Annotated in this window: 7 protein-coding genes; 1 reads left to right on the top strand and 6 read right to left on the bottom strand. The window is 75.2% G+C overall.

The features are described from left to right. From ACFO4E_RS09770 to ACFO4E_RS09755, 4 genes are all read right to left on the bottom strand, one after another. On the bottom strand, positions 1–209 hold a 209-nt coding region (locus tag ACFO4E_RS09770), incomplete at its 3' end, for a hypothetical protein (protein ID WP_378573060.1). A gap of 46 nt (positions 210–255) precedes the next feature. Next, the gene (locus tag ACFO4E_RS09765) at positions 256–1,515 is read right to left on the bottom strand and encodes an MFS transporter (protein WP_378573058.1); all 1,260 of its coding nucleotides are present in this window, start codon (positions 1,513–1,515) and stop codon (positions 256–258) included. A gap of 86 nt (positions 1,516–1,601) precedes the next feature. Continuing rightward, positions 1,602–2,393 (bottom strand): alpha/beta hydrolase, encoded by a 792-nt coding sequence (locus ACFO4E_RS09760; RefSeq protein WP_378573056.1) that lies wholly within the window; start codon positions 2,391–2,393, stop codon positions 1,602–1,604. 172 nt (positions 2,394–2,565) lie between these two features. Then, positions 2,566–3,339 carry a CPBP family intramembrane glutamic endopeptidase gene (locus tag ACFO4E_RS09755; RefSeq protein ID WP_378573054.1) on the bottom strand — a complete coding sequence of 258 codons (774 nt, stop codon included), beginning with the start codon at positions 3,337–3,339 and terminating at the stop codon, positions 2,566–2,568. A gap of 299 nt (positions 3,340–3,638) precedes the next feature. Here ACFO4E_RS09755 and ACFO4E_RS09750 point away from each other — a divergent pair, with 299 nt between their 5' ends. Continuing rightward, positions 3,639–5,795: an elongation factor G-like protein EF-G2 gene (locus ACFO4E_RS09750; protein WP_378573052.1), complete on the top strand. Its 2,157-nt coding sequence runs from the start codon at positions 3,639–3,641 to the stop codon at positions 5,793–5,795. Positions 5,796–5,858: 63 nt separating this feature from the next. Here ACFO4E_RS09750 and ACFO4E_RS09745 read toward each other — a convergent pair whose 3' ends face one another. Next, positions 5,859–6,656, bottom strand: coding sequence for a M48 family metallopeptidase (locus ACFO4E_RS09745; RefSeq protein WP_378573050.1), 798 nt, complete (start codon positions 6,654–6,656; stop codon positions 5,859–5,861). Between the two features lie 233 nt (positions 6,657–6,889). Then, positions 6,890–9,031, bottom strand: a complete 2,142-nt coding sequence (locus ACFO4E_RS09740; protein ID WP_378573048.1) for an amidohydrolase — start codon at positions 9,029–9,031, stop codon at positions 6,890–6,892. Positions 9,032–9,558: the final 527 nt, after the last annotated feature.

The following is a 9,558-nucleotide window of genomic DNA, read 5'->3' as shown; positions in this document are numbered from 1 at the left end:
CGCCCCGCGGGCGCCGCGGGCGCCGACACCGCCGCCGGGCGCGCCGCGCCCTCCCCGCCCTCGGTGTCCTCCTCGCCCGGCCCGTCCTGGAGTCGGCCGCACAACCGGCACCGTACGGTCTCGGGCGGCAGCGGGCACGGGCAGTAACGGCAGGTGGTCGTGCACGCGGCGTCGTAACGGGCGAGCAGCGGGTCGGGCCGGTCGTTCATGGTTCAAGAGCCTCGCACATCCGCAGCGGCGCCCCGGCCGCGCGGATCAGCCGGCCCGCCGGGCGACGCGCACGGCGGCCGGCAGGCACAGCGCCATCGCCAGTGCGGTGAGCGCGAACCCGGGGCCGTACCCGAGGGCCTGGATCACGATGCCCAGCCCGAGCGCGCCCGCGCCGGTGCCGCCGTCGATGCCGATGTTCCAGGCGGCGCTGGCCGTCCCGTAGCGCGGCGGGCCGGAGCGGCGGAACATGACGGTGATCGTGTCGTTCTGCACCGCACCGAACCCGGCGCCGAACAGCACCGCGCCCGCGACAACCGCGACCGCGCCCGCCGCGCCGGGCCCCGCCCAGCCGCCGCCCGCCGGCCACACGGCCGCGGCGGCCAGGGCCATGCCCGCGATGACGGCGAGTACGGAGGGAACCAGCAGCACCGGGCGCCCGTGGCGGTCGCTGAGCGTCCCCGCCACCCATCGGGTGGCCACCGACGCCATGCCGTAGCCCAGCAGGGCGGCCGCCGCCACCGGCGCGGCCCGTTCCAGGGGGATGGCCAGGAAGGTCACCACCGCGCTGGAGGCGATGGCGGCCACGAGCATGAGCAGCAGCGGGGCGGCGAGCGAGAGCAGGTGCCGTCCGCGGTCCCCACGCGTCGCGGCGGTCGCGGCCCGCCGGACGCCCGCGCCCGGGGACCGGCCCGTGCCGTCGCCGGCCGCCAGCCAGATCCCGGCCGCCGCCACCGCGCCGAGGGCGGGGCCGAGCGCCGCGATCCAGAACACCGGCGCGAACCCGGCGTTGAGGGCGAGCCAGACCCCGAAGGGCAGCAGGACGACGTTGGGAATCCCCACCGCGAACCCGTAGTAGCCGGTCGCACGGCCGATCTGATCGGGCGGCACCAGCCGGGCGGCCAGCGCCGCTCCCACGACGGTGATCATGCCGAACCCGATCCCCCGCACGGCGGAGACGGCGATGAGCGGCCACAGGTCGGTCGTCAGCAGGAACAGCGGGGCGGGCAGGCCGAGCACCAGCGCCCCCGCGGGAAAGGTCCACCGGTAGCCGCCGCGGTCGAGCAGCCAGGGCATGGCCAACTGGGTGACGACGGTGGTGAGCATGAACACGGCGGTGGTGGCGCCCGCGCCGACCTCGCCGGCGCCGCCGCGCGCGGCCCACAACGGCACGACCGGGAGCAGCAGGAGGTAGCCGGAGAAGGTGGCGACGGTCGCGAGGACCAGCAGCCGGAACGCCCGTCCCGTCAGGCCGAGGTGCCGCTCCGGTTCCCCCGGTTTCATCCTGACATCCGAGGAATTCACCATGAAGCCTTTCTAACGCACGGCCCGGCCCCGCCGCATCCCGGCGGCCCGGCCGGGCCGCCGTGTCCGCCCGCGCCGGTCCCGCCCCGTCAGGCCCGGGCCCCCTCCCCTGTGTGCTCCGCCAGCCAGGTCGCGATGCGCCGCGCGATCTCGGGCCGCACGGCGCGTTCGGCGTGGCCCATCCCGGGGACGATCCAGAGGTCCTTGGGCTCGTTCGCGGCCCCGTACAGCCGCTCGGCGTGCTCGACGGGGAAGTAGGAGTCCGCGTCGCCGTGGACGACGAGCAGCGCGCCCGGCGCGATGCCTGGGGCGAGTTCGACGGGGTCGGGCGGGACGGGGTCCCACTGGCGGTCGGTCACCCGGACCTTGCGGGCCACGCGCAGGAACCACCGGCCCACCGCCTGCTCGACGCCGAAGTGCAGCAGCCGCATCCGCTTCGAGTCGCGGTAGTACCACTGCCCGGGGCCGCTGACCGCGACGACCGCCGCGACGCCGCCGAACATCGCGGCGTGCCGGACCGCGACCGCCGCGCCCATGGAGAACCCCACGGTCGCGATCTCGGTGTAGCCGCTGTCGCGCAGGTGGGCGACGACGGCCTCCAGGTCGTGGACCTCCTCGTTGCCGACCGTGCAGTGCCCGTCGGAGCCGTGGTGGCCGCGGAAGTCGAACGTCATGACGTCGCCGACCGTCAGCAGCACCGAGGCGATCATGCGGGTGAGCGGGCTGCGCCAGGTGCCCGTGAACCCGTTGGCGAGCACGACGGCCGTGGTGCGCTCACCGGGACCGCGGAGGAAGGCGGAGTCGAGGTGGACCCCGTCGGACGTGGTCAGTCGCTTGCGGACGGGATCGCCGTGGGCGGGGCGGTGCAATGCGTCGGACATCCCACCATCGTGCCTGACCGGGGTGGACATCGGCAGTCGGGCCCGCACGTGTTCGCCGGGTGGCGCTCACCCCCCTTCACCGCGTGCCGCCGGTCGCGGCCGCGGGCATCGGGGGCGCGGCCCGCCGTCCGCGACGATCGATCCGCGCGGCGGGGCCGCCGGTGGCGCGCCGCTAGACCGCGCGCCGGCGGTGGCGGCGGCGCCCCCGCCCGGTCAGCAGCAGCGAGCGCAGGTCCAGGGCGATGTGCAGCACCATGGGGATGAAGATGCTGCCGGTGCCGAGGTAGACCACCATGAACAGCGCCCCGAGCAGACCGGGCCCGACCAGGCCCCACCAGCCCTGGTAGACGTGCGCGACCGCGAACACGACGCACGACACGATCGCCACCAGCCACACCGGCAGCCCCAGCGCCACCCCGAGGGCGACGAACAGGCCCCGGTAGAGCAGCTCCTCGCAGATGCCGGCGGTGATGCCGAGCCCGGCCGCCATCCGGCGCTCGGCGCGCGTGTGCGGGGCGAGCACCTCCAGGACGTCGCCGCCGGGCTCCGGCCCGGGCGGCAGCAGCGGGCGCGACCCGTTCGGCCCGCCCCCGGCGGACCGGTCGCGGGTGATCAGCCAGAGGATGAGCATCGCGACCGCGAACCCGATGACAGCCGCGAGCAGCGGGCCCCAGGCGTGCGGCGCGCGCAGGCCGAGGTCGGCCACTGAAAGCGCCGGGGAAAGCACCAGGATGAGCAGGATGACCGCCGCCCAGCCCCACTGGATGCAGATGGCCAGCCGGTAGAAGCGGGTCAGCGCCCGCGGGTCGGTGTCGCGGCCGCGTTCCAGCCGTTTGAACGCGCCGCGGCCGATCAACGGCTCACCGATCGCGGCGTAGGCGAAGAGGACGATCCCGAGGATCGTCGCGATGAGACTGAACTGAGGAATGCTCTCGGACCACGGCACGGCCCACAGCCTAAGAGATACGGACCGCCATGCCGCACATTCCGGACTCGCCGCGTCGCTTTCCGCCCTTATGGGGGCGCGGACACGGGAATGTGGCGCCGACGTCGCCACGGGCGTGTCGCACGCTTTGCCCCCTTGAGATATCGCGCACCGCGGGTGACCGTGGAAAGTGTTCCGCGTCACATCAGGCGCGGACCGACGACGTCGCCCGCGCGCTCCCCGCCGGAGACGCGCCCCGGCCGCGGCGGCCGAGAACCGGCCCCGGCCGGCCGCATGCGGGCGGAGGAAGGTTGGGAAGCATGACGGACGCATCCGGTCCTGCGACCGGCGGCAGGGCACCGGCGGCCGACCGGCCCGCGGACATCCGCAACGTGGTCCTGGTCGGCCCGTCCGGAGCAGGCAAGACGACACTCCTGGAAGCGCTGCTGTACGCAGCGGGCGCCGTCCCCCGCCGGGGCCGCGTCGAGGACGGCACCACCGTCGGCGACCACGACGACGCGGAGGTGCGCCAGCGGCGCTCGGTCAACCTCGCCGTGGCCCCGATCCGCACCGGCGGCGTGAAGGTCACCTTGATCGACACGCCCGGCTACGCGGACTTCGTGGGCGACCTGCGCGCCGGGCTGCGCGCCGCCGACGCGGCGCTGTTCGTGGTCTCCGCCCTCGACGGGGTCGACGGCCGCACCCGGCTGCTGTGGGACGAATGCGCGGCGATCGGCATGCCGCGGGCCGTCGCCGTCACCAAGATCGACCACCCCCGGGCCGACTTCGCCGCGACCGTCGCCCAGTGCCGCGCGGCCTTCGGCGACGGCGTCCTGCCCGCCTATGTCCCGGTCGTCTCCGGCGAGGGCGGCGGCCGCCGGGTGGAGGGCCTGTTCGGGCTCGTCTCCCAGCGCTACCACGACTACTCCTCGGGGGAGCCCGTGGCGGCCGCCCCGCCGGCCGGGCTCGCCGGGGACGTCGCGCCGATGCGCGACGAGCTGATCGAGGGGGTGATCCAGGAGAGCGAGGACGAGACCCTGATGGACCGGTACATGGAGGGCGCGGACCTCGACCCCGACATGCTCATCGCCGACCTGGAGACCGCGGTGGCGCGCGGCGGCCTGCACCCCGTACTCCCCGTCTCCGCCGTGCACGGCGCCGGGATCCGGGAACTCCTGCGCGAGCTGCCGCGCGCCACGCCGTGCCCGGCCGAACGCCGCCTGCCCGAGGTGGCCACCGTGGACGGCCGCCCCGTGGAGGGGCTGTCGTGCGATCCCGACGGCCCGCTGCTGGCCGAGGTCGTCAAGACGGTGAGCGACCCCTACGTCGGCCGGGTGAGCCTGGTCCGCGTGTTCTCGGGGACACTGCGGCCCGACACCGTCGTGCACGTCAGCGGGCACGGACTCGCCGACCGCGGGCACGACGACCACGACGTCGAGGAGCGCGTGGGCGCGCTGTCGGTCCCCATGGGCAAGCACGCCGCCCCGGCCGCAGCCGCCATCGCCGGGGACGTGTGCGCCGTCGCCAAGCTCACCCGGGCCGAGACCGGGGACACCCTCTCCGCCCGCGAGAGCCCTCTGCGGATGCCGCCGTGGAGCTTCCCCGACCCGTTGCTGCCGGTCGCCCTGCGCGCCGCCTCGGCCGCCGACGAGGACAAGCTCGCGCAGGCGGTCGCCCGGCTCGCGTCGGAGGACGTCACCCTGCGGGTCGAGGTGAACGACGAGACCCACCAGATGGTGCTGTGGTGCATGGGCGAGGCCCATCTGGACGTCGCGCTGGACCGGCTGTCCAGACGCTACGGGGTGGCCGTCACGACCGGCGAGGTCCGCATCCCGCTGCGCACGACCTTCGCCGCGTCCTCCGAGGGCACGGGGCGCAACGTCAAGCAGAGCGGCGGGCACGGCGAGTTCGGGATCTGCCGGATCTCGGTGCGGCCGCTGCCGTCGGGGGCGGGGCTGGAGTTCGTCGACGAGATCGTGGGCGGGGTCGTCCCGCGCCAGTTCATCCCGGCGGTGGAGAAGGGCGTCCGGGCGCAGATGGAGAGCGGGGTGCGCACGGGCTATCCGCTCGTTGACATCCGGGTGACGCTCCACGACGGAAAGGCGCACCCCGTCGACTCCTCCGACATGGCGTTCCAGAAGGCGGGCCGGCTCGCCCTCAAGGACGCCGCCGAGAAGGGACGGCTGTCCATGCTGGAGCCGGTCGACGAGGTGGCGGTCACAGTCGCCGACAGCCACATGGGCGCGGTGATGAGCGACCTGTCGGCACGGCGCGGGCGGGTCCTGGGCACCGAGGCGGTCGGCGGCGGCAGGGCGGTGGTCAGGGCCGAGGTCCCGCAGCTGGAGATCACCCGGTACGCCGTCGACCTGCGCTCGGTCGCGCACGGCACCGGCACGTTCCGCCGCCGCTACCTCCGCCACGAGCCGCTGCCGCGGCAGCTGGCCGAGAAGCACACGGCCGACGGCACCGGCGCCTGACAGGGTCCGGCTCCGGGCCCCGGCCGCGGCCGGGGCCGGGGCCGGGGCCGGGGGCGGACGGCGTCAGAGCACGCGCCCGGGGCGGGAGCGGTCGGACAGGGCGTGGAAGCGCCACGTGTTGATCGGATGGCTGGCGAGCAGGTTCACCAGCATCACGAAGAGGCCCTGGTCGGTGGTCGCGCGGGAGGCGATGTCGTCGAAGTCGATCCGGCGGTAGAGGTACTTGCCGACGACCAGGATGCGCAGCCCCTGGACGCCTTCGGGGCAGAACTCGTAGCCGTGGTTGTCGGCCGTGTACTCCTGCACGCGGCTGAGGGTGCTGCCGATGCCGGGGATGATGTTGGCGACGGACACGCCGAACTGCCGCCAGTAGGAGACGTGCCCGGCCGCGATGTGGCCGACCTCGTGGCCGATGATGAACCGCAGCGCGTCGGGGTCGGCCAGGCGCCCGCCGATCTCGAAGAGGTCGCTGGTGACGGCGACGTAGCGGCGGAACCCGTGGCCCGAGGCGAAGGCGTTGATCTGCCCGTTGCCGAGCACCACATAGGCGTCGGGAACCGAGGGCAGGTCGAAGGCGCGCGCGGCGTCGACCACCATCTGGTGCGCCTCGGGGAACTGCGTCTCGGTGATGCGCACACCGTTGACGCGCTGGGTCGCGTACAGCTGGCCGCGCACGAAGAACACGAGAGCGGGGATGCTGAGCAGCAGCAGGGGCTCGCTGCTGTCGGCCTCGACGGCGCGGCTCACGGCGCCCACCACGGCGAGCGCGGTGACGACCAGGCAGACCACCAGGACGAGGTTCTCCCGCGGGTGCCGGAGCGCGCGCCGTCGCCGCCGGTCCCCCCAGGTCACGAACACCATGACCCCATTCTGCTGGTGTCGGACCGGGGATTCGGGCGGAACACCCCGGTTGCTCCGCCGGCCTGGGCGCCGTGCCCACGTCTCCCGGCCGTTCGCGCCCGGGTGCGCGGCCGGAGCGGTGCGCGGTGCCGAGGGCCCTTCGGCCCGGCCTCACCGGGCGGGGCCGCGCTCCCGGACCGGCGGCCCGCTGCCGGTCGTCGTGGGACGGCGCGCCGGCAGCGGACGGGGCGGGGTCAGATGCGGTAGGGCGGGTCCTCCGGAGGCCGGGCGCCGGGGTCGTATCCGTCGTAGCGCGGCTCGTAGGGCGGTTGTTCGCCGGTGCCGTACGGCGTGGCGCCGGGCGGCGGTGGCGGTGCCGACAGGGGTGTCCCCTGCGGCGGCGGGGCCGGGGCCGGCGGGCCCGAGGGCGGCGGAGCCGCGACGGGCGCCCCCTGCGGCGGGTTCGGCAGGGGGGAGACGGGCGGTCCCACCGGGGGCGGAGCCTGCGGGCCCGACAGCGGGGAGCCCGGCCAGCCCTGCGGGACCGACCCGGGCGTCCCCTGCGGCGGGGCCTCGGGCAGCCCCGGGGACGGCGCGCCGGCCGCGTCGCGCAGCGGCGGGACCTGCGGGCCGGACGGGACGACCGGCGGGCCCGAGGGCGGCGGAGCCGACACGGGCGGACCCTGCGGGGGCGCGGGCGGCGCCATCGGGGCGGGAGCGGCGGGGGGCGCGGGCTCGTCGTCGTCCAGGAGGTCGGCCATGTCGGCGTAGGCGGTGGATTCGCCCTCGCCGTCGCGGGTCGCGCCTTCGTCGGGCGGGCCGGCGGCGCCGTGGCGGCCCGCGGGGGCGGGAGCGTCGTCGAAACGTCCGCCGTACGGGTCGTCGCCGCGGTCCGAGCGGTCGCCGTAGGCGTCGCCCTGCGGGTCGGCGTGGGTTGCGGCGGGGACGGCGCCGACGCCGGCCGGCGGGGGGAACGCGTAGGGCTCGTCGGGTCCGGCGGGGGGCGGCGGAGGCGGTGCGGCCGGGTCCCCGATCGGGGACGCGCCGAAGGACTGCTGCTCGCCCGTCGGGGCGACGGCCTCGGACCGGCCGAGGTAGGTCAGGGCGCCCACGGTGAGCGCGGCCAGCCCCGCACGCAGCGTGGGCTCGCGGTCGGGGGCGAAGAACGGCGAATGGCTGCCGGGGACCGACGCCAGCTTCTCGTAGGGGGTGGCCCCGGGCGCCGCCTCCCACACGTCGTGCGGCGTGGAGCCGACGAACCAGAAGACGTAGGGCACCGGGGAGGGGTCGCCGGGCAGGCCGTACTCGGAGAAGTCCTCGCTGGCGGTCAGCGGCTCGGGCAGTTCGATGACGTAGCCGTCGCCGAAGTAGGCGCGGTGGGCGGCGGCGACCTGGCGGGTGGCCTCGGGCTCGTTGCGGGTGACGCCGGCCTGCTGGTCGACCTCGATCTCCGGTTCGCGCTCCGCGCCCGACGCGGCGGCCTCGGCGCGGACGATGCGCTCGACGGCGTCCCGCAGGCGCTCGGCGACGGCCTCGTTGACCGCGCGGGTGTTGATCTCCAGGTGGGCCTCGTCGGGGATGATGTTGGCCTTGGTCCCGGCGCGGATCACGCCGACGGTGACCACGGCCATCTCGCTGGGGCTGACCTCGCGGGCGACGACGGTCTGCAGCCGGGTGACGATGTTGGCGGCGATGACCACGGGGTCGACCGTCAGGTGCGGCCGCGAGGCGTGCCCGCCGTCGCCGAAGATCCGCACCCGGTAGGACACCGCGGCACCCAGGATGACCCCGGCGCGGTGCGAGACCATGCCGGCGGGCTGGGGGCCGACGTGCTGCGCCAAAGCGATGTCGGGGCGCCCGAACCGGGTGTAGAGGCCGTCGCGCAGCATCGAACCCGCGCCGTGGAGGGTCTCCTCGGCGGGCTGGGCGACGATCATGAGGGTGCCGCGCCAGCGGTCGCGCTCGCCCGCGAGCAGGTCGGCGGCGCCGACCAGGCAGGCCGTGTGGGCGTCGTGCCCGCACGCGTGCATGATGGGGACGTCGTTGCCGTCGTCGTCGGTACCGCGCGCGGTGCTGGCGTAGGGCAGCCCGGTGCGCTCCTCGATGGGCAGCGCGTCCATGTCGCCGCGCAGCAGCACGGTGGGGCCTTCGCCGTTGCGCAGGATGCCCACGACACCGGTGCCCCCGATGCCGGTCTCGACCTCGAAGCCGGCGCGGGTCAGCCATTCGGCGACCGCGCTCGCTGTCCGGTGTTCCCGATGCGACAGCTCGGGATTCTTGTGCAGATCGACGTAGAAGCCCTCGACCAGAGGGAAGATCTCGTCGACGAGCCGCATGATCGCGCCACCGTGCTGGGCGACACGATGGGGTTCCACCGCGTGCGGCACTGCTTCCACCGCCTTCAATCCATGGATGGGGGGCCGTGTCCGACCGCGTCGGTGCCGGCCGCCGCCCGATTGTCTCGCCCGCTTGAACGAATCTCAACCGCGGTTGCGCGGGGCGGGCCGTCAGCGAAGCCTATCCGCGGCGACCGCCCGTTCCGCCGGGCGGCGGTGTCCCCCGGTGCCGGAGCGGCCGGTGTCAGGCCGGCCCGTTGTGGAGAACCCGTGATCACCCGGGTCGCGCAACGCCGGTCCCGGCGGCATGTCGTTGCGATCTTTCCGAATTCCGCGCCCGCGCGTGACGCGTCGAGTGGCCAATCCCACGCCTGTCCCTTCACCAGGACAACGTCACGGAAAAGACACGTACGGCCACCCCCGGGCATGGATCATGTGCGGCGGGCGCGGTAGTGTGCCTTCACAGAGTTCACAGCGAACTCCCAGCGACGTCCGATATGCGCCGGCGTTCCCGTGTTCCCGGGACCCCGCCCCACTTTGCGAGTGCGGCCGGCCGGCGGCCCATGCGTGAGCGTCGCGCACCCGTA

The organism is Nocardiopsis mangrovi (assembly GCF_042653925.1).
In the GTDB taxonomy this organism is placed as follows: domain Bacteria; phylum Actinomycetota; class Actinomycetes; order Streptosporangiales; family Streptosporangiaceae; genus Nocardiopsis_B; species Nocardiopsis_B mangrovi.
Note: the sequence above shows the minus strand (reverse complement) of the source record. Positions and strands in the feature narration are given on the sequence as shown.